Annotated in this window: 25 protein-coding genes; 19 read left to right on the forward strand and 6 right to left on the reverse strand. The window is 72.5% G+C overall.

All coding sequences use genetic code 11. The annotated features are described in order from the left end of the window. Nucleotides 1-136: 136 nt before the first annotated feature. From ACIA5F_RS04985 to ACIA5F_RS04995, 3 genes are all read left to right on the forward strand, one after another. The gene (locus tag ACIA5F_RS04985; protein WP_399349209.1) at nt 137-1,732 is read left to right on the forward strand and encodes a helix-turn-helix domain-containing protein; all 1,596 of its coding nucleotides are present in this window, start codon (nt 137-139) and stop codon (nt 1,730-1,732) included. Beyond that, nucleotides 1,723-2,157: a VOC family protein gene (locus ACIA5F_RS04990; RefSeq protein WP_399349211.1), complete on the forward strand. Its 435-nt coding sequence runs from the start codon at nt 1,723-1,725 to the stop codon at nt 2,155-2,157. Before ACIA5F_RS04985 ends, ACIA5F_RS04990 begins: the two co-directional genes overlap by 10 nt. Nucleotides 2,158-2,396: 239 nt before the next feature. Then, the gene (locus tag ACIA5F_RS04995; RefSeq protein ID WP_399349212.1) at nt 2,397-3,209 is read left to right on the forward strand and encodes a hypothetical protein; all 813 of its coding nucleotides are present in this window, start codon (nt 2,397-2,399) and stop codon (nt 3,207-3,209) included. Between the two features lie 65 nt (nt 3,210-3,274). On the opposite strand, the gene ACIA5F_RS05000 is transcribed toward ACIA5F_RS04995, so the two are convergent. Beyond that, the gene (locus ACIA5F_RS05000) at nt 3,275-3,589 is read right to left on the reverse strand and encodes a hypothetical protein (protein ID WP_399349214.1); all 315 of its coding nucleotides are present in this window, start codon (nt 3,587-3,589) and stop codon (nt 3,275-3,277) included. Nucleotides 3,590-3,951: 362 nt separating this feature from the next. Between ACIA5F_RS05000 and ACIA5F_RS05005 the strand changes: the two genes are divergently transcribed. From ACIA5F_RS05005 to ACIA5F_RS05030, 6 genes are all read left to right on the forward strand, one after another. Next, complete coding sequence (locus tag ACIA5F_RS05005; protein ID WP_399349216.1) at nt 3,952-4,746, forward strand: helix-turn-helix domain-containing protein; 795 nt, start codon at nt 3,952-3,954, stop codon at nt 4,744-4,746. Further along, nucleotides 4,739-4,960 (forward strand): DUF397 domain-containing protein, encoded by a 222-nt coding sequence (locus ACIA5F_RS05010; RefSeq protein WP_399349218.1) that lies wholly within the window; start codon nt 4,739-4,741, stop codon nt 4,958-4,960. The genes ACIA5F_RS05005 and ACIA5F_RS05010 overlap by 8 nt, the downstream gene beginning before the upstream one ends. A gap of 29 nt (nt 4,961-4,989) precedes the next feature. Then, nucleotides 4,990-5,211 (forward strand): DUF397 domain-containing protein, encoded by a 222-nt coding sequence (locus ACIA5F_RS05015; RefSeq protein ID WP_399349220.1) that lies wholly within the window; start codon nt 4,990-4,992, stop codon nt 5,209-5,211. Nucleotides 5,212-5,353: 142 nt separating this feature from the next. Then, nucleotides 5,354-6,511, forward strand: coding sequence for an acyl-CoA dehydrogenase family protein (locus ACIA5F_RS05020; protein ID WP_399349222.1), 1,158 nt, complete (start codon nt 5,354-5,356; stop codon nt 6,509-6,511). Nucleotides 6,512-6,548: 37 nt separating this feature from the next. After that, nucleotides 6,549-7,427: an acyl-CoA thioesterase gene (locus ACIA5F_RS05025; RefSeq protein ID WP_399349224.1), complete on the forward strand. Its 879-nt coding sequence runs from the start codon at nt 6,549-6,551 to the stop codon at nt 7,425-7,427. A gap of 19 nt (nt 7,428-7,446) precedes the next feature. Beyond that, nucleotides 7,447-8,445, forward strand: coding sequence for a cation diffusion facilitator family transporter (locus ACIA5F_RS05030; protein WP_399349226.1), 999 nt, complete (start codon nt 7,447-7,449; stop codon nt 8,443-8,445). Nucleotides 8,446-8,473: 28 nt separating this feature from the next. Here the strand turns inward: ACIA5F_RS05030 and ACIA5F_RS05035 are convergent, their stop codons facing one another. Both ACIA5F_RS05035 and ACIA5F_RS05040 read right to left on the reverse strand, forming a co-directional pair. After that, complete coding sequence (locus ACIA5F_RS05035; protein ID WP_399349228.1) at nt 8,474-9,280, reverse strand: phosphatase; 807 nt, start codon at nt 9,278-9,280, stop codon at nt 8,474-8,476. Nucleotides 9,281-9,439: 159 nt separating this feature from the next. Further along, nucleotides 9,440-10,030 carry a TetR/AcrR family transcriptional regulator gene (locus ACIA5F_RS05040; protein ID WP_399349230.1) on the reverse strand — a complete coding sequence of 197 codons (591 nt, stop codon included), beginning with the start codon at nt 10,028-10,030 and terminating at the stop codon, nt 9,440-9,442. 99 nt (nt 10,031-10,129) lie between these two features. Here ACIA5F_RS05040 and ACIA5F_RS05045 point away from each other — a divergent pair, with 99 nt between their 5' ends. From ACIA5F_RS05045 to ACIA5F_RS05090, 10 genes are all read left to right on the forward strand, one after another. Continuing rightward, nucleotides 10,130-11,746 (forward strand): carboxyl transferase domain-containing protein, encoded by a 1,617-nt coding sequence (locus ACIA5F_RS05045; protein ID WP_399349232.1) that lies wholly within the window; start codon nt 10,130-10,132, stop codon nt 11,744-11,746. Nucleotides 11,747-11,778: 32 nt separating this feature from the next. Next, entirely contained in the window at nt 11,779-13,914 is a 2,136-nt protein-coding gene (locus ACIA5F_RS05050) for a biotin carboxylase N-terminal domain-containing protein (protein ID WP_399349234.1), read from the forward strand. Between the two features lie 110 nt (nt 13,915-14,024). Then, nucleotides 14,025-14,957 (forward strand): hydroxymethylglutaryl-CoA lyase, encoded by a 933-nt coding sequence (locus ACIA5F_RS05055; protein ID WP_399349583.1) that lies wholly within the window; start codon nt 14,025-14,027, stop codon nt 14,955-14,957. 8 nt (nt 14,958-14,965) lie between these two features. Further along, complete coding sequence (locus ACIA5F_RS05060) at nt 14,966-16,126, forward strand: acyl-CoA dehydrogenase family protein (RefSeq protein ID WP_399349236.1); 1,161 nt, start codon at nt 14,966-14,968, stop codon at nt 16,124-16,126. Between the two features lie 226 nt (nt 16,127-16,352). Continuing rightward, nucleotides 16,353-17,396: an ABC transporter substrate-binding protein gene (locus ACIA5F_RS05065; RefSeq protein WP_399349238.1), complete on the forward strand. Its 1,044-nt coding sequence runs from the start codon at nt 16,353-16,355 to the stop codon at nt 17,394-17,396. Between the two features lie 107 nt (nt 17,397-17,503). After that, nucleotides 17,504-18,451: a siderophore-interacting protein gene (locus tag ACIA5F_RS05070; RefSeq protein WP_399349240.1), complete on the forward strand. Its 948-nt coding sequence runs from the start codon at nt 17,504-17,506 to the stop codon at nt 18,449-18,451. Nucleotides 18,452-18,770: 319 nt separating this feature from the next. Further along, a complete protein-coding gene (locus tag ACIA5F_RS05075; protein ID WP_399349242.1) occupies nt 18,771-20,270 on the forward strand; it encodes a pyridoxal phosphate-dependent decarboxylase family protein in 1,500 nt (499 codons plus the stop codon). After that, nucleotides 20,254-21,564 carry a lysine N(6)-hydroxylase/L-ornithine N(5)-oxygenase family protein gene (locus tag ACIA5F_RS05080; RefSeq protein ID WP_399349244.1) on the forward strand — a complete coding sequence of 437 codons (1,311 nt, stop codon included), beginning with the start codon at nt 20,254-20,256 and terminating at the stop codon, nt 21,562-21,564. The genes ACIA5F_RS05075 and ACIA5F_RS05080 overlap by 17 nt, the downstream gene beginning before the upstream one ends. After that, complete coding sequence (locus tag ACIA5F_RS05085) at nt 21,561-22,175, forward strand: GNAT family N-acetyltransferase (RefSeq protein ID WP_399349246.1); 615 nt, start codon at nt 21,561-21,563, stop codon at nt 22,173-22,175. Before ACIA5F_RS05080 ends, ACIA5F_RS05085 begins: the two co-directional genes overlap by 4 nt. After that, on the forward strand, nt 22,172-23,953 hold the full coding sequence (locus ACIA5F_RS05090) for an IucA/IucC family protein (protein ID WP_399349248.1): 1,782 nt from the start codon (nt 22,172-22,174) through the stop codon (nt 23,951-23,953). Before ACIA5F_RS05085 ends, ACIA5F_RS05090 begins: the two co-directional genes overlap by 4 nt. A 127-nt stretch (nt 23,954-24,080) precedes the next feature. On the opposite strand, the gene ACIA5F_RS05095 is transcribed toward ACIA5F_RS05090, so the two are convergent. From ACIA5F_RS05095 to ACIA5F_RS05105, 3 genes are all read right to left on the reverse strand, one after another. Then, nucleotides 24,081-24,434, reverse strand: a complete 354-nt coding sequence (locus ACIA5F_RS05095) for a hypothetical protein (protein WP_399349250.1) — start codon at nt 24,432-24,434, stop codon at nt 24,081-24,083. Next, nucleotides 24,431-24,904, reverse strand: coding sequence for a hypothetical protein (locus ACIA5F_RS05100; RefSeq protein ID WP_399349252.1), 474 nt, complete (start codon nt 24,902-24,904; stop codon nt 24,431-24,433). Before ACIA5F_RS05100 ends, ACIA5F_RS05095 begins: the two co-directional genes overlap by 4 nt. 302 nt (nt 24,905-25,206) lie before the next feature. After that, nucleotides 25,207-25,608, reverse strand: a complete 402-nt coding sequence (locus tag ACIA5F_RS05105; protein WP_399349254.1) for an ATP-binding protein — start codon at nt 25,606-25,608, stop codon at nt 25,207-25,209. Between the last annotated feature and the right edge of the window lie 44 nt (nt 25,609-25,652).

Below are 25,652 nucleotides of genomic sequence, written 5' to 3' on the forward strand. Positions count from 1 at the left end.
GGCTCGCCCGGCGTCCGGGCCCGGGTGCGGTACGGGGACGCGTGCGGGTGCGGTGGCTTCGAGCGTAAGGCGGCGCGGGCGGGACGCGAAGTGTACGTTCCTTCCATAGAACACCTCTGATGTGTACGGAGTATCCATGCAGGCCCAGGTTCAGGCCCCGCCCACTCCACCGGTTTCCCTCGGCGCGCTGCTCCCGGACCGGGAGCTGGGGCTGCTCCACCGCGCCGGGCCCGCCGGGGCCGAGATGCACGGGGTCCACGCCTCCGAGATGGCCGACCCCTCGCCGTACCTGCTCGGTGGCGAGCTGCTGCTGACGGCGGGCGCGGAGCTGGCGGGGCCGGATCGGGCGGGCGCGGACGCCGGGGAGTACGTCGCGCGGCTGGTCCGGGCGGGTGTGGCGGCGCTCGGCTTCGGGGTGGCCCCGGTCCACGAGACGGTGCCGGTCGCCCTGGCCGAGGCGTGCGACCGGCTCGGGCTCCCGCTCGTCGAGGTCCCGCCCGGGACGCCCTTCAGCGCGGTCGCCCGGTCTGTGTGGCGGCTGATGGCGGAGGCCCGGACCCGGGAGCTGCGCCGGGTGACCGAGGCCCAGCGCGCGCTGGCCGCCGCCGCGGCCCGGCCGGAGCCGGTCCCGGCGGTGCTCCGCCGCCTGGCCGCGAGCCTGGGCGGCTGGGCCGCCCTCCTCCCGCCGGGCCCCACGGCCGGTCCGGGCCCGGGGTGTGCCGCCGGAGCCCCCGCCGGGCCTGCCGCCGGAACCGGAGCCGCCGCTCCCGGAACCGAGGCCGCCCCGGACGCCCTGACCGCCCCGACCGCCCCGCCCCTCGAAGCCGCCGGGGTCGCGCCCGGGGCCGAGGCCATGGCCGCCGTCCCGCTGCTCGCCCGGCGGGTGGCCACCGGGGCCGTGGCGACCGCCACCGAGACCCTGGGCGGGCTCCACCTGGCCGCGTACGCCCTGGGCGAGGGCCGGGTCCTCGTACTGGCCGCCCCCGCCCGCGCCCCCGGCGACCACACCATCGCCTCGGCCGGCGCCGTCCTGCTCGCCCTGCTCACCGCCGACCGGCCGGCCGCCGGGCCCGAGGCCGCCGCCCTGACCCGCCTCCTCCTCGGCGGTTCCCCCGCCGAGGCCGTGGCGCCCGGCCCCTGGTACGCCGTCCACGCCCGTGGCCCCGGCGACCCGCGCGCCCTGGCGGCGGCGCTGGGCACCGCCCTGGCCGACCCGCGCGGGGACCTCGTACGCCTGCTCACCCGGCGGGACCCCGGCCCGCAGCCCGGCTGGCGGCTCGGGGTGAGCGCCCCGGCCGCGCCCGAGCGGCTGCCCGCCGCCGGAGCCGAGGCCGGACGGGCGCTGCACCGGGCCGAGGCGGCCCGTACCCCGCTGGTCCGGCACACCCCGGGCGGGCTGGCCGCGCTCCTGGACCCGGCCGAGGCCCGCGCGCACGCCGAAGCCCTCCTCTCCCCGCTGAAACCGCCGCACACCGGGACCCTGCGCGCCTGGCTGGCCCACCACGGCGGCTGGGACCGCACCGCCGCCGCCCTGGGCGTCCACCGCAACACCGTCCGCCAGCGCGTCGCCCGCTGCGCCGACCTGCTCGGCCTGGACCTGGACGACCCGGACACCCGGATGGAGCTGTGGTTCGCCCTGCGCCAGCTCCCGGAGGACGGGCCCGACCGTGCGGGAACCGCCGGACCGTGGACGGCGGAAGACCCCGCCCCTACGATGACCCGATGGCGTTGATCAAGCAGATCCAAGTCACCTTCGACTGCGCGGAACCCGAGCGCGTCGCCCGCTTCTGGTGCGAGGTGCTGGGGTACGTCGTCCCGCCGCCGCCGGAGGGGTTCGCCAGTTGGGGCGATTTCGATCGCGCGCTGCCGCCCGAGCGTCAGGGTTCGGCGTTCGCGTGCGTCGATCCCTCGGGCGTGGGCCCGCGACTGTTCTTCCAGCGCGTTCCCGAAGGCAAGGTCGTCAAGAACCGGGTCCATCTCGACGTACGGGTCGGCACCGGGCTCGTGGGTGAGGAGCGCCTGGCCGCGCTGGAGGCCGAATGCGCGCGCCTGCTCCCGCTCGGCGCGGTACGCGGGCAACTGCTGCACGCCGACAACTACGACGAGTCGTGCCTCCTGATGCATGACGTCGAGGGCAACGAGTTCTGTCTCGACTGAGTGGCCGCAGGAACGGACCGGTGCGGCACAGCGAGCCCCACGAGCCCGCGAGCCCGCGAGGCCACGAGCCCGTGGATTCAGGCACTCGTCACGCTCGGGCATTCGTCACGCTCGGGCATTCGGGCGAACTTCTGGGCGGCCGGTCGTCCGGCAGGGGCAACCGCGCCGGCCATCGGCCGGGGCTGCGGTAGGGACGTGGCAGACATGTCCCGCCCCTCCCCGCCTGCTGGAGTGCGCCCATGAGACCCCCCACCCGCAACCGCGCCGGGCTGATCGCCCTGATCGCGTTGCTGTTCACGACGTTCGGCATGCCGAACGCCGCCCCCGCCGCACCGAGGGCGTTCGCCACCTACGAGCGGTACATCGGCCTGGACTACGTCATCTCGCCCAACTCCACGATCTGGGTGCACTCCGTCTGCCCGTCCGGCACCCGCCCGTCGGGGGGAGGCGGGTACAACGACGAGGACTCCGTCTACATGGTCGCCTCCGTCCCCTCCCTGATCGACAACGCCTGGTACGCGCAGTTCGTCAACCCGACTTCCAACCGGTACGGCCGCGTGCACGCCGTCGCCATCTGTACGAACGCCCAGTCGTACGCCCACGAGCTGCGCCGGACCGCCTCGCCCTACGACTACTTGACCATGACGAGCTGGTGCGCGCCGAACGAACGGCTCAGCGGCGGCGGCTTCCGGGCCTGGGATTCGCGTCTGCGGGCCAACGCCACGTTCCCGGTGAACTCCGTCACCCAGCAGGTCACCGTCACCAATGCGACCGGTTCCAACATCGACGTGAGCGCCTATGCCGTGTGCGGCTTCGACCAGTACGCCACGCGGGGCGCTTCCTCCAGCGTCCAGGGCTACCAGAGCGGCACCGCGCAGGCGTACTGCAGCTCAAGGGAGGTGCGGACCGGTGGCGGCGGCTACGGCAACTCCTTCAACGACATCCAGATCCAGTACAGCTCCCCCACCGACAGCGGCTGGGTGATCCGGGGCAAGAACCTCTCCGGCGCCCCCCAGAACCTCCAGGCCAGCGTCCTGTGCGCGCCCCTGTAGGAACCGGCCACCACAACGGTCCCCGCTGACCGGCCGGTCAGCGGGCCGACCGGTCAGCGGGCCGGTCACTCCTCCGGCGGGGCCTCCAGGAGCGGCGCCGGGAGCCGGGCGCCCCGGCTGACCGCGACGCGGTGCACCTCGCGCAGCGACTCGGCCAGGCGCGCGGAGAGGTACCGGAGCTGGGTATCGGTGACCTTGAGATCGGTGATCATGTCGTCCGCGTGGCCGAGGAGTTCGGTGGCCATGCCGAGCTGCACGCTCTCGATGTTGTCGGCGACGCGGGAGAGGTATCCCGTCCCGTCGCTGGAGAGGTAACAGGGTCTGCCGTCCCGGCCCTCCCAGGGCAGCAGCCGCCCCAGATCCCGCGCCTGCCCGATCACGCCGCCACCTCCCGACCGTGGATCAGGCGCGGTCCGACGTCGACCCCGTGGAGCGCGAGCCACAGGGCCCACCGCCGGGCCCGCTGCCGCCGCGCTTCGGCCCGCCGCCTCCGCCGGAACGCGGCGGGCCCCGGCGGGGGCGGCCCGGGTACCGGGAGCCGCAGCGGCGGCTCGAAGAATCGGGCGAGGTGGTGCGGCACGTCGTCAGCTCCCTTGCTGGTGACCGACCCCCGGGCCGCCGTCAGGACCGGCCACGGGGAAGGTTTCGCATGTGTAGCGATCCAGTCACAGCGTGAGACCACCGGGAGTAGGCTCGCCAGGGGGAATTGGGTGACACCACCTACGTCACACGGGAGTTGACGATGGGCAGCATCTACGGGGACTGGCTGAAGTCCCAGCGCAAGGCGGCCGGCCTGACCCAACAGGACCTGGCCAACGCGGCGATCATGACCCGCTCACACATCGCCCACATCGAAGCGGGCCGTCGCGTCCCTTCCAGGGAGGACGCGCGACGGCTGGACATGGCCCTGGGCACGGGCAATGTGCTGAGCAGTTTCCTGCCGCAGGACGATGTGGCCGTCGCCGATTACTTCGAGCCCGCCCGGCAACTCGAACAACAGGCGACGATGATCCAGGAGTTCAGCTACGCATTGGTGCCTGGAATCTTCCAGACAAGAAGGTACGCACACGCGATCATGCGCGCGGGGTTCCCTCCACGGAGTGAGGAGGAGTGCGACAGCCTCGTTGTCACGCGGCTGGAGCGCGCGAAGATCCTCGCCGACCCGGTGACCCCCGTAGTGTGGGCGCTGTTGGACGAGGCGGCTCTACGGAGGCAAGTCGGCGGGCCGGAGGTCATGGCTGAACAGATCAGCCATCTCATCGGCCTGGTGGAATGCGAACGCGTGCGTGTTCACGTAATGCCTTCCAACCTCGGCTACCACTCCCTGCTCCAGGGCATGGTGTCTCTCATGTGGTTCGAGGACCAGCCACCGGCCGCGTACACCGAAGGCGCGTTCATGGGCAAGCTCCACGACTCCCCCGCACTGGTCCAACGCCTCCAAAGTGCATACGCTCTCGCCTTGAGCGACGCACTCCCGCAGAAACAGTCCCTGGCCCTGATGAGGGCGATTGCGAAGGAACACGAACAGCATGACTGAGCTCACCATCCAGGACTCGGCCACACTGAGCGGCTGGCGCAAGTCGTCCTACAGCAACAGCGACGGCGGCAGCTGCGTCGAAGTCCTGGACGGGTACGAGTCCGGGGTCCCCGTCCGAGACTCCAAGACCCCCCACGGCCCCGCACTGATCGTCCCGGCAGCAAGCTGGTCATCCTTCATCGCAGCCCTCAAGAGCACCTCACCTCCGGCCTGACCTGCACCTCACCAAAGGAACCGGACACCATGACTGAGCGCACCATCCCGGGCGCCTCCACACTTCACGGCTGGCGCAAGTCGTCCCACAGCGGCCCTGAGGGCGGCAGTTGCGTCGAGATCCTGGACGGGCACCCCGCAGGTGTCCCCGTCCGGGACTCGAAAACGCCCCACGGGCCCGCGCTGATCGTCGCCGCCGCGAGCTGGGCGGCCTTCGTCGTCGGGCTCAAGGGGACCTCGCGGCCGGTCTGACCTGGGGCTCCGCCGCCCTGTCCAGGACCGGGTGGCCGGGCCCTGGACAGGGTGGAAACCCACCGGTAACTTAGTCTGAGCAAGCGCTTAGCCATGCACAGACGAGGGCGGCGGACCGCCGCGACCGAAGGGAGCCGGCCCAGTGCGCCGTACCGTTTACACCGAGGACCACGAGGCGTTCCGCGAGACCATCCGCGCCTTCATCGAGGCCGAGGTCGTCCCCGTCTACGACGAGTGGTACGCGGCGGGCCAGGTGCCGCGCGAGTTCTACTACAAGCTCGGCGAGCTGGGCGTCTTCGGCATCGAGGTGCCCGAGGAGTTCGGCGGCGCGGGGCTGGAGACCTTCAAGTTCGAGGCCGTGATGGCCGAGGAGACCGCCCGCGCGGGCATCAACTTCGGCGGCTCCGGCGTCCACGTGCTGCTCTGCCTCCCCTACCTCAAGGCGTACGCCACCGAGGAGCAGAAGAAGCGCTGGCTGCCCGACTTCGCGACGGGCCGGACCATGTACGCCATCGCCATGACCGAGCCCGGCACCGGCTCCGACCTGGCGGGCATGAAGACCACCGCCAAGCTCTCCGAGGACGGCACGCACTACGTCCTCAACGGCGCCAAGACCTTCATCACCGGCGGCGTCCACGCCGACAAGGTCATCGTCTGCGCCCGCACCTCCGCGCCCACCGCCGGGGACCGCCGCCACGGCATCTCCCTCTTCGTCGTGGACACCACGTCCGAGGGGTACGCCGTCGGCCGCAAGCTCGACAAGCTGGGCCTGCGCACCTCCGACACCGCCGAGCTGTCCTTCTCCGACGTCAAGGTGCCCGTCGGGGACCTCCTGGGCGAGGAGAACAAGGGCTTCTCCTACCTGGGCCAGAACCTGCCGCAGGAGCGGCTCGGCATCGCCGTCGGCGCGTACGCGCAGGCCAAGGCCGCGATCCGGTTCACCCAGGCGTACGTGCAGGAGCGGACCGTCTTCGGGCAGACTGTCGCCTCCTTCCAGAACACCAAGTTCGAACTGGCCGCCTGCAAGGCGGAGGTGGACGCGGCCGAGGCCGTCGTGGACCGGGCCGTCGAGGCCATCGACGCCGGTGAGCTGACCGCCGCCGAGGCCGCCTCCGCGAAGCTCTTCTGCACCGAGGTCGCGCACCGCGTCATCGACAAGTGCCTCCAGCTGCACGGCGGTTACGGCTACATGAACGAGTACCCGATCGCCCGTCTCTACGCCGACAACCGCGTGAACCGCATCTACGGCGGCACCAGCGAGGTCATGAAGTCCATCATCGCCAAGTCGATGGGGCTCTGAGGGACCGGCCCTTCCACCGGCAGCCCCTCCACCGGCCATGAACGACGCGCTCAGTGACCTCCTCGGCCTGCTCGACCTGGAGCGGATCGAGGAGGACCTCTTCCGCGGCGCCAGCCGCTCCGTCCTGGTCCCCCGCGTCTTCGGGGGCCAGGTCGCGGCCCAGGCGCTGGCCGCGGCGGGCCGTACCGTGCCCGCGGACCGCGTCGCGCACTCGCTGCACGCGTACTTCCTGCGCACCGGCGACGCGGGTGCGCCCATCGTCTACTCGGTGGACCGCATCCGCGACGGGCGTTCCTTCACCACCCGCCAGGTCGTCGCCGTCCAGCACGGCCGGCCCGTCTTCCACCTCACCGCCTCCTTCCAGGCGTACGAGGAGGGCCTCGACCACCAGGCCGTCATGCCCGCCGCGCCGGACCCGGAGACGCTGGCGACCGCGGCCGAGTCGCTGCCCGCGTACCGGGCCGCCTTCCGCACGCCGGACACGGTGGAACGGCTGCTGGAGGCGCGCGGCGCGGTGGACCTGCGGTACGTCACCACCCCGCCCTGGGGCAGTGTGGGCGCGCCGGTGGAGCCGCGTTCGCTGGTGTGGTTCCGTACGGCGGGCAAGGTCGAGACGGACGACGCCCTGCTCCACACCTGCCTGGTCACCTACGTGTCGGACATGACGCTGCTCGATCCGGTGCTGCTGGCGCACGGGCGGGGCGGCTGGGCGGTCGGGGACGTGGTGGGCGCCTCGCTGGACCACGCCATGTGGTTCCACCGGCCGTTGCGGGCGGACGAGTGGCTGCTGTACGACCAGGAGTCGCCCTCGGCGGCGGCGGGCCGGGGCCTGGGCCAGGCGCGCGTCTGGACGCGGGACGGGCGGCTCGCCGCCACCGTCGTACAGGAGGGTGTCGTGCGCGTGCCGCGCGGGTGAGCGGCCGTACCGTCGCCGCATGCCTGAAGAGAACGGGTCCGGGGCGACGTCCGGGGCCGGAAGCCAGAGCGAGAGCGTCGCCACCGTCGTCGTCGCCGTGGTCACCAACCTGGGGATCGCGGCGGCCAAGGCGGTCGGCGGGGTCGTCAGCGGGTCCAGCGCGATGCTGTCGGAGGCCGCGCACTCGGTGGCCGACACGGTGACGGAGATCCTGCTGCTCACCTCGCTGAAACGCAGCGCGAAACCGGCCGACGAGGCGCATCCGCTGGGGTACGGGCCGGAGCGGTACGTCTGGGCGCTGCTGGCCTCGGTCGCCACCTTCGTCGGCGGCGCCGTCTTCGCCGTGTACGACGGCATCCACACGCTGGTCCACGGCGAGGAACCGGGCGACCCGGCGCTGTCGTACGTCGTCCTCGCGGTCGCCTTCCTGCTGGAGGGCTACTCGCTGCTGGTCGCGTGGCGGCAGATGAAGGGCGAGGCGGCGCGGCTGCGGGCCCCGCTGGGGCGGTACGTGAAACAGACCCCGGACACGGCGGTGAAGGCGGTCCTGCTGGAGAACGTGGCCGCGCTGATCGGCCTGGTGCTGGCGGCGGGCGGGCTGCTGGGGGCGCAGCTCACCGGTTCGGGCGTGTACGACGGGGTGGCTTCGCTGCTGATCGGGCTGTTGCTGGTGTGGGTGGCGTGGGAGCTGGGGCGTTCGAACGCGCAGTACCTGATCGGCCGGCCGCTCCCGGCCCCGATGCGGGAGCAGGTGCGGGAGGAGCTGCTGTCCGTGCCGCACATCGAGGGGGTGCTGGAGCTGACGACCCTGGTGCAGGGCCCGGCGGAGGTGCTGGTCGCGGCGAAGGTCGACTTCCACGACCTGGCGTCGGCGCGGCAGGTGGAGGCGGCGTGCGAGGAGGCGGAGGCGCAGTTGCGCGAGCGTTTCCCGGCGATCCGCCGGGTCTACCTGGACCCGACGCCCACGCCCCTGACCCCCGCGCCCCCGGCGCCCGTCCCGGTCCCGCCCGCCCCCTGACAGCTCCTGGGGCGCCCCCGCGCACGCGTCAGAGCAGGTCCGCGGCGGCCAGCAGGTAGGCCACCATCGCGTCGTAGTGGCGCGGGTCGCGGACGTGGTCGTCCAGCGGGACCGCGACCTGGAGGGTGCCCTCGGCCTCGCCGAGGAAGAGGGCCGGGTCGTTGCAGTCCGCGTAGCCCACCGCGTCCAGGCCCCACTGGGCCGCGCAGCCCGCCCAGCCGTGGTCGGCGACGACCAGGTCCGGCCAGGGGCGGCCCTCCGTCGCCAGGCCCTCCAGGATCGCGGCCATCGGCGCCGGGGAGTGGGTGTGCCACAGGGTCGCGCCCTGCTCCAGCACGGCGACGTCGGCGAACTGCCAGACCGAGCCCTCGTCCGCCGCGAGCCCCGCCGGGATCACCACGATCTCGCACCCGGCGGCGCGCAGCGCCCCGGCCGTGGCCCGGTGGACGTCGAGCAGCGCGCCCGGGTGGCCGGTGGCCAGCAGGACGCGCTGGCGGTCCAGGGCGGCCTTGCGCAGCCGCGCCGCCATCCGGTCCAGGCCGGCCACGGTCAGTTCCGGGTCGATGGTGTCCTGGCCCCGGCGGTGGGCCGCGTCGTCCACGACCCCGCACCGCTCGGCCATCACGGCGAGGACGTCCTGCTCGTCCGTCCAGCGGTCGCCCAGCTCCAGGCCGAGCCAGTAGTGCCGGTCGCCGTTGGCGAGCTTGCGGTAGTGGGACAGGTTGTTCTCGCGGGGGGTCGCGACCTGCCCCGCGATCCGGGTGCGGACCAGGTGGTCGACGAGTTCGGCGCGGGTGGGTACGGGCGTCTCTATCGGCTTCGGCATACGGCTCATTCTGCCGCCGCCGGGCCCCGCCCGGAGGGGTTCCGTCCACCTCACCCGGCCCGCCGGGGCCCCCGCCCGGGTCCACGGGCGCGGACCCCGCCCGGGTGGGGGCCCGGCTCCGGCGGGTACGGGCCCACGGGAGCGGGCCGCCCGGCGGGCGGGCCGTCCCTACGGGAGCGGCTGCTCCGAGAGTGCGCCGAAGGCGCCGTGCGCGAGGCTCCGCAGCAGTGACTCCGTCGCCTCCCGGCCCGGGGAGGCCAGGTGCGGGGTGGAGTTCAGCAGGCCGAAGACGGCGTGCACGGCGACCCGTACCTCCGCCTCGGCGGCCCGCGGGTGCAGTTCCCGTACGGTCTCCACCCACAGCTCCACGTACTGGCGCTGGAGCTGGCGGACGAGTTTGCGGTCGGCGTCGCGGAGCCGGTCGAGTTCGCGGTCGTGGAGGGTGATCAACGCCCGGTCGTCGAGGGCGAAGTCGATGTGGCCGTCGATGAGGGAGGACAGGACGGCCGCCGGGTTCCCGGCCGCCTCGGCCACCCGGTGGCGGCCGCCGGTCAGCAGCCGTTCGCTGATGCCGACCAGCAGCTCGGCGAGCATGGCGTCCTTGCCCGCGAAGTGCCGGTACAGGCCGGGGCCGCTGATGCCCACGGCCGCGCCTATCTCGTCGACGCCGACGCCGTGGAATCCGCGCGCGGCGAAGAGGCGGGCCGCCTCACTGAGGATCTGCTCGCGACGGGTGGGGACGGCCGCTCCGGTGCTCATGGGAATCCATTCTAGACAGGGCCGTTAGCGGTCGTTAACCTTGACCGCACAAGGGTTAACGACCACTAACGGCGTGCACCGAGCAAGGGAGCCCGACCGATGCAGCAGGCACCGGTGCTGACGAGCGCCGCGGACCCGGCGTCCGCGGCCTGGCGGACCAACGAGGCCGCCCACCGCGCGCTGGCCGAGGGCCTGCGCGCCCGGCTCGGAGCGGCCCGGCTGGGCGGCGGTGAGAAGGCCCGCGCCCGCCACACCGCCCGGGGCAAGCTCCTCCCGCGCGACCGGGTCGACGCCCTCCTGGACCCCGGCTCCCCCTTCCTGGAGCTGGCCCCGCTGGCCGCCGAGGGCATGTACGGGGGCGCGGCCCCGGCCGCCGGGGTCATCGCGGGCATCGGCCGGGTCAGCGGCCGGGAGTGCGTGATCGTCGCGAACGACGCCACCGTCAAGGGCGGCACGTACTACCCGATGACCGTCAAGAAGCACCTGCGGGCCCAGGAAGTGGCCCTGGAGAATCGTCTCCCCTGCCTCTACCTGGTCGACTCGGGCGGCGCCTTCCTCCCGATGCAGGACGAGGTCTTCCCCGACCGCGAGCACTTCGGCCGGATCTTCTACAACCAGGCCCGCATGTCCGGCGCGGGCATCGCGCAGATCGCGGCCGTCCTCGGCTCCTGCACGGCGGGCGGCGCCTACGTCCCGGCCATGAGCGACGAGGCCGTCATCGTCCGCGGCCAGGGCACCATCTTCCTGGGCGGCCCGCCGCTGGTGAAGGCGGCCACCGGCGAGGTGGTCACGGCCGAGGAGCTGGGCGGCGGCGAGCTGCACTCCCGGGTCTCCGGGGTCACCGACCACCTCGCCGAGGACGACGCGCACGCGCTGCGGATCGTCCGGAACATCGTGGCGACCCTGCCGGAGCGCGGGGCCCTGCCCTGGCCGGTCGAGGCGGCCGAGGAGCCGAAGGTGGACCCGTACGGGCTGTACGGCGCCGTCCCCGTCGACTCCCGCACCCCCTACGACGCCCGCGAGATCATCGCCCGGGTGGTGGACGGCTCCCGCTTCCAGGAGTTCAAGGCGGAGTTCGGGCAGACCCTGGTCACCGGCTTCGCCCACCTCCACGGCCACCCGGTCGGGATCGTCGCCAACAACGGCATCCTCTTCTCCGAGTCCGCGCAGAAGGGCGCCCACTTCATCGAGTTGTGCGACCGGCGCGGCATCCCGCTGCTCTTCCTCCAGAACATCTCCGGCTTCATGGTCGGCCGCGACTACGAGGCCGGCGGCATCGCCAAGCACGGCGCCAAGATGGTGACGGCCGTGGCCTGCGCCCGGGTCCCGAAGCTGACGGTGGTGGTCGGCGGCTCGTACGGGGCGGGCAACTACTCGATGTGCGGGCGGGCCTACTCGCCCCGGTTCCTGTGGATGTGGCCCAACGCCAAGATCTCCGTGATGGGCGGGGAACAGGCCGCCTCCGTGCTGGCCACCGTCAAGCGCGACCAGATCGAGGGGGCGGGCCAGGAGTGGCCCGCCGAGGCCGAGGAGGCGTTCAAGGCCCCGGTCCGCGCGCAGTACGAGGAGCAGGGCAACGCCTACTACGCCACCGCCCGGCTGTGGGACGACGGGGTCATCGACCCGCTGGAGACCCGGCAGGTGCTGGGGCTGGCCCTGACCGCGTGCGCCAACGCCCCGCTGGGCGATTCGGCCTTCGGCATCTTCCGGATGTGAGGACAGTGAGCACTGTGAGGAGTGTGAGGGACGTGTTCACCACTGTTCTGGTCGCCAACCGCGGTGAGATCGCCGTCCGCGTCATCCGCACCCTGCGGCGGACGGGCCTGCGCTCGGTCGCGGTCTTCAGCGACGCGGACGCCGACGCGCGCCATGTCCGGGAGGCCGACACGGCCGTCCGGATCGGCCCCGAGGCGGCCTCCGAGAGTTACCTGTCCGTGGACCGGCTGCTGGAGGCGGCCCGCCGCACCGGGGCCGGGGCCGTCCACCCGGGGTACGGCTTCCTCGCGGAGAACGCCGGGTTCGCGGCGGCCTGCGAGGCGGCCGGGCTGGTCTTCATCGGGCCGCCCGCCTCGGCGATCTCCCTGATGGGCGACAAGATCCGGGCCAAGGCCACGGTCGCGGCGGCGGGCGTGCCCGTGGTCCCCGGCTCCTCGGGCAGCGGCCTCTCGGACGCCGAACTCGTCGCCGCCGCCCGGGAGACCGGCCTGCCGGTGCTGCTGAAACCCTCGGCGGGCGGCGGCGGCAAGGGCATGCGGCTGGTGCGCGACGAAGCCCTGCTGGGCGAGGAGATCGCGGCGGCCCGGCGCGAGGCGCGGGCCTCCTTCGGTGACGGCACCCTGCTGGTGGAGCGGTGGATCGACGCGCCCCGGCACATCGAGATCCAGATCCTGGCGGACACGCACGGGAACGTGGTCCACCTGGGCGAGCGCGAGTGCTCGCTCCAGCGGCGCCACCAGAAGGTGATCGAGGAGGCGCCGAGCGTCCTGCTCACCCCCGGACTGCGGGCGTCGATGGGCGCGGCGGCGGTGGAGGCGGCGCGCGCCTGCGGGTACGTGGGCGCGGGGACGGTGGAGTTCATCGTGCCCGGCGGCGACCCGTCCTCCTACTTCTTCATGGAGATGAACACCCGCCTCCAGGTGGAACATCCGGTGACGGAGCTGGTGACCGGGCTGGACCTGGTCGAGCTCCAGCTCCGGGTGGCGGCCGGCGAGCCGCTGGGCTTCGGCCAGTCCGAGGTGACCCTGACGGGCCACGCGGTCGAGGCCCGGGTCTACGCGGAGACGGCCTCCCGGGAGGGCGGGCACGGGTTCCTGCCGTCCGGGGGGACGGTGCTGGCGCTGTCGGAGCCGTCCGGCGGGCCGGTGCGCACGGACTCCGGGCTCGCGGTGGGCGTCGCGGTGGGCTCGGCGTACGACCCGATGCTGTCGAAGGTGATCGCGTACGGCCCGGACCGGGCGAGCGCGCTGCGGACGCTGCGGGCGGCGCTGGCCGACACCGTCGTCCTGGGCGTCCCCGTCAACACCGGGTTCCTGCGCAGGCTGCTGGCCCATCCGGCGGTGGTCTCGGGCGAGCTGGACACAGGCCTGGTCGAGCGGGAGCTGCCGTCCCTGCTGCCCGGTCCGGTGCCGGACGAGGTGTACGCCACGGCCGCGCTGCTGGCCGGGCCCCGGGCTCCGGCGGGTCCCGGCTGGGTGGACCCGTTCGGGGTGCCCGACGGCTGGCGGCTGGGCGGGACCCCGGCCTGGACGGTCCGTCACCTGCGCCTGGCGGGCCAGGAGCCGGTGGAGATCCGGACCCGGGCGCGGGGCGCGGAGTCCGAGCTGCTGCTCGGCGGGGTGGGCGGCGGCACGGCCCCGGCGGCTCCAGCGGCTCCGGCCGGGGAGGCCGGGGTACCGGTCCGGGCCCGGGTCGTCACCCGTGGCCCCGACCGCGTCACGGTCGAACTCGACGGCCTCACCCACCGCTTCGCCTGGGCCGCCTCCCCGGACGGGCTCTGGCTCGGCCGGGACGGCGACAGCTGGCACGTCCTGGACCACGACCCCGTCGAGGCGAGCCTGCGCGGCGGGCCGGGCGGCGGCGCCGACGCGCTGGCCGCGCCGATGCCCGGGACGGTCACCGTCGTCAAGGTGGCGCTCGGGGACGAGGTCGTGGCCGGGCAGAGCCTGCTGGTCGTCGAGGCGATGAAGATGGAGCACGTCATCTCCGCCCCGCACGCGGGGACGGTCACCGGCCTGGACGTCTCGCCGGGCACCACCGTCGCCATGGACCAGGTCCTGGCGGTCGTCACCCCGGCGCGGGCGGCGGACGTGCCCGGACCGGCGGAGGCCGCCTCCGGACCCGCGCCCGGACCCGCGCCCGCCCCGGCGGCGGAGGCCCGGCGGTGAACGGGCCGAACGGGCCGAAGGCGCCGGACGGGACGCAGGCACCGGACGGGCGGGACGGGCCGAGCGGCCAGAGCGGGCCGGGAGAGTTCACCGGTCCGGCCGGGCTGCCCATGGCCGTGCCGGCCCCCGGTCTGCCGGCCCGGGTCCGCATCCACGAGGTCGGCCCGCGCGACGGGCTCCAGAACGAGAAGACGACCGTACCCACCGCCGTCAAGGCCGAGTTCGTCCACCGGCTGGCGGCGGCGGGCCTGGCCACCATCGAGGCCACCAGCTTCGTCCACCCGAAGTGGGTCCCCCAGCTCGCCGACGCCGAGGAACTCTTCCCGCTCCTCGCCGACGTGGGGGCCGCGCTCCCCGTCCTCGTCCCCAACGAGCGCGGGCTCGACCGGGCGCTGGCGCTCGGCGCGCGCCGGATCGCCGTCTTCGGTTCGGCCACCGAGACCTTCGCCGCCCGCAACCTCAACCGGACCGTCGCCGGGTCCCTCGCCATGTTCGAGCCCGTCGTGGCCCGCGCCAAGCGGGAGGGGGCCCACGTCAGGGGCTACCTCTCGATGTGCTTCGGCGACCCGTGGGAGGGCCCGGTCCCGGTCCACCAGGTGGTCGGCACCGCCCGCGCCCTGCTCGACCTCGGCTGCGACGAGCTGAGCCTCGGCGACACCATCGGCGTCGCCACGCCCGGCCATGTCCTGGCCCTGCTCCGCGCGCTGAAAGGGGCGGGCGTGGGCACCGACCGGATCGGCGTGCACTTCCACGACACCTACGGCCAGGCCCTCTCCAACACCCTCGCCGCGCTCCAGCACGGCGTGAGCACGGTCGACGCCTCCGCCGGCGGCCTCGGCGGCTGCCCGTACGCGAAGAGCGCCACCGGCAACCTCGCCACCGAGGACCTGGTCTGGATGCTCGACGGCCTCGGCATCGAGACCGGGGTAGACCTGGCCGCCCTCACCGCCACGAGCGGGTGGATGGCCGGGCAGTTGGGCCGCCCCAGCCCCTCCCGTACCGTCCGCGCCCTCTTGAACCAGGCACCGTCCCCCAAGGAGTGACGAAGACCATGTCCCTCGACCACCGGCTCACCCCCGAGCACGAGGAACTCCGCCGCACCGTGGAGGCGTTCGCGCACGACGTGGTGGCGCCCAGGATCGGCGACTTCTACGAGCGCCACGAGTTCCCGTACGAGATCGTCCGCGAGATGGGCCGCATGGGCCTGTTCGGCCTGCCCTTCCCCGAGGAGTACGGGGGCATGGGCGGCGACTACCTCGCCCTGGGCATCGCCCTGGAGGAGCTGGCCCGCGTCGACTCCTCCGTCGCCATCACCCTGGAGGCCGGGGTCTCCCTCGGCGCGATGCCGATCCACCTCTTCGGCACCGAGGAGCAGAAGCGGCGGTGGCTGCCGGGAATGTGCGCGGGCGAGAGCCTCGGCGCCTTCGGCCTGACCGAACCGGACGGCGGCAGCGACGCCGGGGGCACCCGCACCACGGCCGTCCGCGACGGCGACGAGTGGGTGATCAACGGCTCGAAGTGCTTCATCACCAACTCCGGTACGGACATCACCGCCCTGGTCACCGTCACCGCCGTGACGGGCCGCACGGCGGACGGCCGCCCGCAGATCTCCTCGATCATCGTCCCGTCCGGCACCCCGGGCTTCACGGTGGCCGCCCCCTACTCCAAGGTCGGCTGGAACGCCTCGGACACCCGCGAGCTGTCCTTCACCGACGTACGCGTCCCCCTCGCCAACCTCCTCGGCGAGGAGGGGCGCGGCTACGCCCAGTTCCTGCGCATCCTGGACGAGGGCCGCATCGCGATCTCGGCGCTCGCCACCGGTCTCGCGCAGGGCTGCGTGGACGAGTCGGTGAAGTACGCGAAGGAGCGCCGGGCCTTCGGCCGCCCGATCGGCGACAACCAGGCCATCCAGTTCAAGCTCGCGGACATGGAGATGCGCGCGCACATGGCCCGGGTCGGCTGGCGGGACGCGGCCTCCCGCCTCGTCCACGGCGAGTCCTTCAAGAAGGAGGCGGCCCTCGCCAAGCTGTACTCCTCGACGGTCGCCGTCGACAACGCGCGCGAGGCCACCCAGATCCACGGCGGCTACGGGTTCATGAACGAGTACCCGGTGGCCCGGATGTGGCGGGACTCCAAGATCCTGGAGATCGGCGAGGGGACCAGCGAGGTCCAGCGCATACTCATCGCCCGCGAGCTGGGTTTCCCCGGCTGAGCCGGGGCGGTCCCGCACCGGCCCCGGCCCTGGAGACCGGGCGGGGCGGTGCGGAGCGGTGCGCGGAGGGCAGGGCGGGGCCGGGCGGCGGGGGCCGGGTGAGCCTCGCCACAGGAGCCCCAGGGGGCACGGAAGGCCACACATTTCTAGCCAAGGTTAGGCTAACCTTCCCTGCGAACGGCCCGTGGTCACCTGACCTGATACGCACGAAATCGGATACATCGCCATGCCCAAGCCCCCCACCTCCCTCCTCTCCCGTCGCGGTGTCATCGCGGCCGGCGGCGCCCTCGGCCTCGTCGCGGCGCTCACCGCCTGCGGCGGTGCGGACCCCGCGAAGGACGAGAAGACGGGCGGCGCGGACCAGGGCGGCGCGGCCTCGGGCCCCTGGTCCTTCAAGGACGACCTCGGCAAGGAAATCACCGCCAAGTCGACGCCGAAGAACATCGTCGCCTTCACCGGCACCGCCGCCGCGCTGTACGACTACGGCATCCCCGTCAAGGGCGTCTTCGGCCCGACGAAGACCGCCGACGGCAAGGCCGACGTCCAGGCCGGTTCGATGGACATCTCCAAGGTCGAGATCCTCGGCAACGTCTACGACCAGTTCAACGTCGAGAAGTACGCGGCCCTCCAGCCCGACCTGCTCGTCACCAACACCTGGGACGGCAGCTACTGGTACGTGCCGGAGGCGTCCAAGGACAAGATCACGAAGCTGGCCCCGGCCGCCGCGATCTCCGTGGGCGGCGACGCCACCCTCGACAAGGCGCTGGCGCGCACCGCCGACCTGGCCCGGTCCCTCGGCGCCGACCTGGCCTCCCAGGCCAACACGGACGCCAAGGCCCGCTTCGAGGCCGCCTCCGCCAAGGTCCGCGAGGCCACCAAGGCCAACCCGGGCGTCAAGGTGCTCGTCGGCTCCGGCTCGGCGGACCTGTTCTACGTCTCCACCCCGAAGACCTCGGCCGACCTGAAGTACTTCGAGCAGCTCGGCGTCGAGTTCATCACTCCGCAGAAGCTGGACGAGGGTGGCTTCTTCGAGTCTCTGAGCTGGGAGAACGCCGGCAAGTACCCGGCTGACGTCATCCTGCTGGACAACCGCACCAGCGCCCTCCAGCCGGAAGCCCTGACGGCGAAGCCGACCTGGGCCCAGCTCCCCGCGGTCAAGGCCGGCCAGGTCGTGCCGCGCGTGACCGAGCCGATCTACTCGTACGACAAGTGCGCCCAGATCCTGGAGGACCTCGCGAAGGCCGTCCAGAACGCCAAGAAGGTCAGCTGACCTCAGCGCCGTGACGGGGGCCGTGCCCCGGGCTCGATGCCCGGGGCACGGCCCCCGGCGGCGCACCCGCATCGATTCCCGATCGATTCCCAGGGGGGACCCACCGCATGTCCGTCACCGCGCCCGTCACCGCGCCCGTCACCGCGCCCGACGCCCCGGCCGTCGCCCACTTCCGCTTCTTCGCGATGGAAGTGGTCCGCACCCGCCGCGTCGGCCACTCGTTCCTGCGCGTCACCTTCGGCGGCGAGTCCCTCACGGGCTTCCGCTCGGGCGGGTTCGACCAGAGCCTGTCGCTCTTCCTGCCGCTCGCGCACCAGGAGCACACGGTGCTCCCGTCCACGGACGAGGACACCTGGTTCGCCGCCTGGCGGGGGATACCGGACGAGGAGCGTCCGGTGATGCGCTCGTACACCGTGCGCGAGCAGCGGCGTACGGACGGGGGCACCGAGGAGGTCGACATCGACTTCGTCCTGCACGGCGCCGAGGAGGGGGCCGCGCACGCGGCGGGCTCCCCCGCCGCCGACTGGGCCGCGCGGGCCGTCGTGGGCAGCCGCGTCCTGGCGATCGGCCCGGCCGTCGCGGAGAACAAGTCCGTGCGGTTCCAGCCGCCGGCCGGCAGCGACGCGATCTGGATGTACGCGGACGAGACCGCGCTCCCGGCCGCCGCCGCGATCCTGGACCGGCTGCCCGCCGGGACCCGGGTGCGGGCCTGGTTCGAGGTCCCGCACGCGGACGACCGCCTGGACCTGGCCACCCCCGCGGACGCGGACATCACCTGGATCGTGCGCGAGAGCGCGGGCCGGGAGCGGACCGGGGCCGTGCTGGAGGCGCTCCGCGCGGACGGGCCGACGGCCGCCCTGACTCCGTACGTGTGGCTGGCGGGCGAGTCGGGCACGATTCGCGCGGTGCGCCGCCACTTCGTGCAGGAACGTTGCGTCGACCGGCGCGCCGTGCGCTTCACCGGGTACTGGCGGCTCGGCGCGAGCGAGGAGCAGTTGCTCGCCGAGGCGTACGCGGGCAAGGCCGCCAGCGAGGACCCCGCCTCCGCGCTGTAGACCGTCACAGAGCGCCGCAGACCGCTGTGAACCAGCCAGGCCGCCACAGGCCGTCATGGCTCGCCGTGGACCGTCGTGGACCGCGTGACCCCCGGGGCCCTTCGGGGCTCCGGGCGGCCCCGCACGACCTGAGCGACCCTGAACGACCCTGCTCGACCTTGAGCGACCCCGGGCGTCAACTCCCGTGGACCGTGCGAATTTCGGACAGATGGGCCCCGGCCGGAAGTCGGGGCTCATCCGCATTTGGATCAGGGCTTAGGTTAGGCTAACCTAAACTCCGCACTTCCACCCCCCTCTTCCCCTGCCCGGAGGAAAGTTGATGCGTTCGCATCTGCTCAACGAGACGACCGCGGACCTCTACCGGCGTTCCGTCACCGAGGGCGTCGACCGCGTCGCCGCCAAACTCGCGTCCACGCGCCGCCCCCACACCGGCATATCCGTCGACGAACTGGCCCCCGTCATCAACGGGATAGACCTGGACACGCCGCTGGACGACCCGGCCGCCGCCCTCGACGAGCTGGAAGAGGTCTACCTGCGCGACGCGGTGTACTTCCACCACCCGCGCTACCTCGGGCACCTCAACTGCCCCGTCGTCATCCCCGCGGTGCTCGGCGAGGCCATCCTCTCCGCCGTCAACTCCTCCCTCGACACCTGGGACCAGTCCATCGGCGGCACGCTCATCGAGCGCCGCCTCATCGACTGGACCGCCCAGCGCATCGGCCTCGGCCCCGGCGCGGACGGCATCTTCACCTCCGGCGGCAGCCAGTCCAACTTCCACGCGCTGCTCCTCGCCCGTGACGAGGCCTGCCGGATCGTCATGAAGGAGGCCCTGGACACCGGGCGCGAACTCCCGAAGTCCGAGGTCCTCCCCAAGCTCCGCATCTTCACCTCCGAGGCCAGCCACTTCAGCGTGAAGAAGTCGGCCGCCATGCTCGGACTCGGCTACGAGGCCGTCATCGCCGTCCCGGTCGACCGCAACCGCCGGATGGACACCGCGGTACTCGCCCTGGAGCTGGAGAACTGCCGCCGCGACGGCCTCTTCCCGATGGCCGTCGTCGCCACCGCCGGCACCACCGACTTCGGGTCCATCGACCCGCTCCCCGAGATCGCCCGCCTGGCCGCCGAGCACACCGCGTGGATGCACGTGGACGCCGCGTACGGCTGCGGACTGCTGGTCTCCCCCACCCGCCGGCACCTCCTCGACGGCATCGAGCGGGCCGACTCGGTCACGGTCGACTACCACAAGTCCTTCTTCCAGCCCGTCAGTTCCAGCGCCATGCTGGTCCGCGACCGCGACACCCTCAAGCACGCCACCTACCACGCGGACTACCTCAACCCGCGCCGGATGGCCGAGGAGCGCATCCCCAACCAGGTGGACAAGTCCATCCAGACCACGCGCCGCTTCGACGCGCTCAAGCTCTGGATGACCCTGCGCGTCATGGGCGCCGACGGCATCGGCTCGCTCTTCGACGAGGTCATCACCCTGGCCGCGGCCGGCTGGGACATCATCGACGCCGACCCGCGCTTCGAGGTCGTCGTCAAACCGCAGATCTCCACCCTGGTCTTCCGCTACGTCCCGGGCCCGGAAGCGGGCGAGGTCCGCGCCGACCTCCTCGACGAGGCCAACCTGCACGCCCGCAAGGCCCTGTTCGCCTCCGGCGAGGCCGTCGTCGCGGGCACCAAGGTGGACGGGAACCAGTACCTGAAGTTCACCCTCCTCAACCCGCAGACCACGACCGCCGACATCACGGCCGTCCTCGACCTCCTCGCGTCCCACGCCGAGCAGTACCTGGGAGAATCCCTTGTCCACGCCTCGTGAGCCCCGCCGGCCTCTCGACTTCATCGGTATCGGCCTCGGCCCCTTCAACCTGGGGCTCGCCTGCCTGACCGCGCCGATCGAGGAGCTCGACGGTCTCTTCATCGAGTCGAAGCCGCACTTCGAGTGGCACGCCGGAATGTTCCTGGACGGCGCCCACCTTCAGACGCCGTTCATGTCGGACCTGGTCACCCTCGCCGACCCGACCTCGCCGTTCTCCTTCCTGAACTACCTGAAGGAGAAGGACCGGCTGTACTCCTTCTACATCCGGGAGAACTTCTACCCGCTGCGGACCGAGTACAACGACTACTGCCGCTGGGCCGCGGACCGCCTGGAGAACGTCGCGTGGTCGACCTCCGTCACCGAGGTCACCTACGAAGAGCAGGCCGGCCTGTACGAGGTCCACACCGACCGGGGCGAGACCTTCCGCGCCCGCCGCCTGGTCCTGGGCACCGGCACCCCGCCGTTCGTCCCCGCCGCCTGCGAGGACCTCGGCGGCGACTTCCTCCACAACTCCGCCTACATGCAGAACAAGGCGGAGCTCCAGCGGAAGAAATCGATCACCCTGGTCGGCTCCGGCCAGAGCGCGGCCGAGATCTACTACGACCTCCTCGCGGAGATCGACGTCCACGGCTACCAGCTCAACTGGGTCACCCGCTCCCCGCGGTTCTTCCCGCTGGAGTACACCAAGCTGACGCTGGAGATGACCTCCCCGGAGTACGTGGACTACTTCCACGCGCTCCCGGAGCAGACCCGCTACCGGCTGGAGACCCAGCAGAAGAACCTCTTCAAGGGCATCGACGGCGAGCTGATCAACGCCATCTTCGACCTGCTCTACCAGAAGAAGGTCACCTCCTCGGGCCCGGTCACCACCAGCCTGCTGACCAACACCTCCCTCAACTCGGCGGCGTACGACACCACCACGGGCACGTACACCCTGGGGGTCCGCCAGGAGGAGCAGGAGCGCGACTTCTCGATCACCACCGAGGGCCTGGTGCTGGCCACCGGCTACAAGTACAGCGTCCCGGAGTTCCTGGCCCCGGTGCGCGAGCGGCTGAACTTCGACAGCCACGGGCGCCCCGACGCCGCCCGCAACTACAGCATCGACACCACCGGCCGCGGCGTGTTCCTGCAGAACGGCACGGTCCACAACCACTCGATCACCTCGCCCGACCTGGGCATGGCCGCGTACCGCAACGCGTACATCATCGGGGAACTCCTGGGCCGCGAGTACTACAAGGTCGAGAAGTCCATCGCGTTCCAGCAGTTCGCGGCTCCGGAAGGCACCCTCGCATGAGCACGTCCCCCACCACCCCCACCACCCTCTACAGCCGCACCGACGCGGCCCTCGGCACCTTCACCGTCCGCCCCCTGGACCCGAAGGCCGACGCGGAACTCCTGCACGGCTGGGTCACCCACCCCAAGGCCGCGTTCTGGATGATGCAGGACGCCACCCCGGCGGAGGTCGAGCGCGAGTACACGAAGATCACCGAGGCCGAGCACCACGACGCCTTCATCGGCCTCCACGAGGGCCGCCCGGCCTTCCTGATGGAGCGCTACGACCCGAGCCGGATCGAGCTGGCCGGGCTCTACGACGCCCGGTACGGCGACGTCGGCATGCACTTCCTCGTCGCGCCCAGCGACCGGCCGCTGCACGGGTTCACCCTGGCCGTCATCACCACCGTCATGGGGGCCGTGTTCGCGGACCCGGCCGCGACGCGCGTCGTGGTGGAGCCGGACATCCGCAACACCGCCGTGCACGCCCTGAACGCGGCCGTCGGCTTCGTCCCCGAGGGCCCGCTCACCAAGCCGGAGAAGGAAGCCCTGCTGAGCTTCTGCACCCGCGCCCAGTTCGAGGCCGCCACCGGCGCGGCCGGCACCACCGGCATCACCGGGGGTGCGATATGAGCCTCTCCGACGCCATCGCGCACCTCTCCCCCGAGCTGTGGGAGCGCGCCAACCGCTCCCTGGTCCGCAAGGCCCTGGCGGAGTTCTCCCACGAACGCCTGCTGACCCCCAAGCCGCTGGGCGACTCCCGGTACGCGGTCCTCAGCGACGACGGCACCGTCGAGTACCGCTTCACCGCCGCCCTGCACTCCCTGGACCACTGGGCGGTGGAGGAGTCCTCCCTCACCCGCCACCGGGACGGCGCCGAGCTCCCGCTGGACGCGATCGACTTCCACATCGAGCTGCGCGAGAGCCTGGGCCTGAGCGCCGAGGTCCTGCCCGTCTACCTGGAGGAGATCTCCTCCACCCTGGCGGGCACCGGCTACAAGTACACCAAGCCGCAGGTCTCCTCCGCCGTCCTCGCGAAGTCCTCGTTCCAGGACATCGAGACGGGCATGACCGAGGGCCACCCCTGCTTCGTGGCCAACAACGGCCGGCTCGGCTTCGGCGTGCACGACTACCGCGCGTACGCCCCGGAGACCGCGAACCCGGTCCACCTGGTGTGGGTCGCCGCCCGCAAGGACGTCTCCACCTTCACGGCGGGCGCGGGCCTGGACCACGACTCGTTCGTCCGCGCCGAGCTGGGCGAGGCCGCCCTCGCCGGTTTCGCGGCCCGGATGACGGAACTGGGCCTGGACCTGGCCGACTACCACCTGCTGCCGGTCCACCCCTGGCAGTGGTGGAACAAGACCACGGTCACCTTCGCCGCCGAGATCGCGAACCGCAGGCTGGTGCTGCTCGGCGAGGGCGAGGACGCCTACCTGGCGCAGCAGTCGATCCGTACGTTCTTCAACCGCAGCGCGCCGGAGAAGCACTACGTCAAGACCGCCATCTCGGTCCTGAACATGGGCTTCATGCGGGGCCTGTCGGCCGCGTACATGGAGGCCACCCCGGCCATCAACGACTGGCTGCACCAGCTGATCGCGGGCGACGAGGTCCTCCGGTCGGTGGAGTTCTCGATCATCCGCGAGCGGGCGGCGATCGGCTACCACCACCGCCAGTACGAGCGCGCCACCGACCGCTACTCGCCCTACCGCAAGATGCTGGCCGCGCTCTGGCGCGAGTCCCCGGTGGCCTCCCTCAAGGAGGGCGAGCGCCTGGCCACGATGGCCTCGCTGCTGCACGTGGACGCCGAGGGCAAGTCCTTCGTCGGCGCGCTGATCGCGGAGTCGGGCCTCACCCCGGCCGAGTGGCTGCGCTCCTACCTGCGCGCGTACCTGGTGCCGCTGCTGCACTGCTTCTACCAGTACGACCTCGCGTACATGCCGCACGGCGAGAACACCATCCTCGTCATCGAAGGCGGCGTGGTGAAGCGGGCGATCTTCAAGGACATCGCCGAGGAGATCGTGGTCATGGACCCGGACGCGGTCCTGCCGCCCGCGGTCGAGCGGGTCCGGGCGGACATCCCGGAAGACATGAAGCTGCTGTCGGTCTTCACGGACGTCTTCGACTGCTTCTTCCGCTTCCTGGGCTCCATCCTGACCTCGGAGGGCATCTGCACGGAGGAGACCTTCTGGCGGGCGGTGGCCGACTGCGGCCACGACTACCAGGAGTCCGTGCCGCAGCTCGCGGAGCGCTTCGAGCGGTACGACCTCTTCGCCGAGGAGTTCCAGCTCTCCTGCCTCAACCGCCTCCAGCTGCGGAACAACAAGCAGATGGTCGACATCGCCGACCCGGCTGCCGCGCTCCAGCTGATCGGCACCCTCAAGAACCCCGTCGCGCCCTTCGCGCGGCGGTGAACCGGGGGCGGGCGGTGTTCCCCGAAACGGTCCCTCGGGCACCCGCCCGCCCCTCCCCCACCCCGGCGGCGTGCCCGCGAAGCCCTGCCTGGCCTCCTCCGCGAGCACGCCGCCGGGGTGTGTGCGGTCAGTCCGTGGCCTTTGGGTGGCCGGTGCCCGCGTAGGTGATCCACGCGGTTCGGCCGGTGTCGTCCAGCAGGTACCAGACGCGTCCGCCGCCTGTGACCTCGTACTGCCAGCGTTCCAGTTCCTGGCCCTTGAAAGTGCCGGTACCGAGCTTGCCCTTGAGGCGGTGGTGACGGTCGGGATGGTCGACGGCCCGGGGGGTGGCACGGATCTTCTCGAAGGCACGACGCAGGTTGCCCGCCGCCTGGCGGCCCAGGTGTTCCCAGCCGTCGGCGGCCTCGGAGCTGGCGAAGCGAAGGTCGTACTCGTCCCCGGTCGGGGGCGGCGCGGCCCGGTCTCCGCGCTTCGGGCTCACTCCGCCGCCCCGGGAACGGGTACCGGCCCGAGATCGCCCTCGGGTTCGCGGGTGAGGAGGGCGAGCAGCGCGGGGTCCGCGTGGACCTCGGCGCTGTGGCGCCACTGGGTGAGCAGGAGCGCGATCGGGGCGAGGTTGTCCAGGGCCACCGCGCCGCGCGCGGTGACCACCAGCTCGCGGAGCAGGGTGTCGACGTCCTCCGCGGGCAGGAACGTGCTCCACGGCAGCGCCTCGGGCAGCGCCTGGCGCAGGGCGGCGATGTTCTCCGTCCTCGCCAGAGCCGTCAGCAGCCGCGAGGTGAAGTCCACGACCGAGGCGTCCCGCTCCATCTGCTCGACGCGCATCAGGGCCAGGTCCCCCGCGTCACGCCGCCGCAGCCGTAGCGCGCGGACGGCGTCCAGTCTGCGCGTGGTCGCGGCGGGGTGGTGGAGCAGCTCGCTGAAGGGCACGTCCTCATAGGCCGAAGTCATGACATCCACAGTAGCTCGGATGTCGGCTCTGCGGGTGCGACGCGCCTTCACCGCCCACGTGGGTGGGGTGGGGCTCCGCCGAGTCGGGATTCGGCAGCGCCCTCAGTGACGGGGGTGCTGGGGCGGCGAACATGAAGGCAACCCGCCGCCCGCCCAGCACGGGTCCGCTCGCCGTTCCGTCCTCCCGCACTCCGGTGCACTCCGGCATGGTCCGCACTCCGCATGGGGCGCGGGGGTGCGGACCACCGGCCCGGCGCGGTCAGATGCCGGGCCGGTGACCTCGCACCGTCCTCAGGTCAGCCTCAGGCCGTCTTCACGGAGAGCTCGGCCCAGACCCGCTTCCCGGGTCCGCCGCGCTCCCCGAAGGCCCACCGGTCGGCGACGGCCGCGACGAGGAACAGTCCCCGGCCGCCATCGCCTTCGCCGTCCGGCACCGCGACCTCCGGCAGCCCGGGGCAGGCGTCGTGCACCTCGACCCGTACGCCGTCGGCGATCCGCACGTACCGCGTCTCGATCTCCCGGTCCCGGGGCCCCACCGCGTGCCGTACGGCGTTGGTGACGAGTTCGGACGCGACCAGCAGGGCGTCCCCCTCCAGCTCGGAGAGGCCCCAGTCGGCGAGCGCCTTGCGCAGCTCCGCCCGCGCGAGCGCCACACACCGCGCCTCCCGCCGCCACCGCCGCACCACTTGCTCCTGCTCCCTCACCGGGCCACCGCCCACCCGTGCGGGCCGATAAAATGCACCATGTT

Source organism: Streptomyces sp. NPDC051567 (genome assembly GCF_044454165.1).
Lineage (GTDB): Bacteria > Actinomycetota > Actinomycetes > Streptomycetales > Streptomycetaceae > Streptomyces.

Coding starts and splice junctions, on each gene's coding strand:
- ACIA5F_RS05015 (WP_399349220.1), top strand. CDS start 4,990: ATGACTGAGCGCACCATCCCGGGCGCCTCCACACTTCACGGCTGGCGC.
- ACIA5F_RS05025 (WP_399349224.1), top strand. CDS start 6,549: ATGAACGACGCGCTCAGTGACCTCCTCGGCCTGCTCGACCTGGAGCGG.
- ACIA5F_RS05100 (WP_399349252.1), bottom strand. CDS start 24,904: ATGACTTCGGCCTATGAGGACGTGCCCTTCAGCGAGCTGCTCCACCAC.
- ACIA5F_RS05085 (WP_399349246.1), top strand. CDS start 21,561: ATGAGCACGTCCCCCACCACCCCCACCACCCTCTACAGCCGCACCGAC.
- ACIA5F_RS04995 (WP_399349212.1), top strand. CDS start 2,397: ATGAGACCCCCCACCCGCAACCGCGCCGGGCTGATCGCCCTGATCGCG.
- ACIA5F_RS05010 (WP_399349218.1), top strand. CDS start 4,739: ATGACTGAGCTCACCATCCAGGACTCGGCCACACTGAGCGGCTGGCGC.
- ACIA5F_RS05070 (WP_399349240.1), top strand. CDS start 17,504: ATGTCCGTCACCGCGCCCGTCACCGCGCCCGTCACCGCGCCCGACGCC.
- ACIA5F_RS05060 (WP_399349236.1), top strand. CDS start 14,966: ATGTCCCTCGACCACCGGCTCACCCCCGAGCACGAGGAACTCCGCCGC.
- ACIA5F_RS05030 (WP_399349226.1), top strand. CDS start 7,447: ATGCCTGAAGAGAACGGGTCCGGGGCGACGTCCGGGGCCGGAAGCCAG.
- ACIA5F_RS05035 (WP_399349228.1), bottom strand. CDS start 9,280: ATGAGCCGTATGCCGAAGCCGATAGAGACGCCCGTACCCACCCGCGCC.
- ACIA5F_RS05040 (WP_399349230.1), bottom strand. CDS start 10,030: ATGAGCACCGGAGCGGCCGTCCCCACCCGTCGCGAGCAGATCCTCAGT.
- ACIA5F_RS05055 (WP_399349583.1), top strand. CDS start 14,025: ATGGCCGTGCCGGCCCCCGGTCTGCCGGCCCGGGTCCGCATCCACGAG.
- ACIA5F_RS04990 (WP_399349211.1), top strand. CDS start 1,723: ATGGCGTTGATCAAGCAGATCCAAGTCACCTTCGACTGCGCGGAACCC.
- ACIA5F_RS05005 (WP_399349216.1), top strand. CDS start 3,952: ATGGGCAGCATCTACGGGGACTGGCTGAAGTCCCAGCGCAAGGCGGCC.
- ACIA5F_RS05075 (WP_399349242.1), top strand. CDS start 18,771: ATGCGTTCGCATCTGCTCAACGAGACGACCGCGGACCTCTACCGGCGT.
- ACIA5F_RS05090 (WP_399349248.1), top strand. CDS start 22,172: ATGAGCCTCTCCGACGCCATCGCGCACCTCTCCCCCGAGCTGTGGGAG.
- ACIA5F_RS05045 (WP_399349232.1), top strand. CDS start 10,130: ATGCAGCAGGCACCGGTGCTGACGAGCGCCGCGGACCCGGCGTCCGCG.
- ACIA5F_RS04985 (WP_399349209.1), top strand. CDS start 137: ATGCAGGCCCAGGTTCAGGCCCCGCCCACTCCACCGGTTTCCCTCGGC.
- ACIA5F_RS05065 (WP_399349238.1), top strand. CDS start 16,353: ATGCCCAAGCCCCCCACCTCCCTCCTCTCCCGTCGCGGTGTCATCGCG.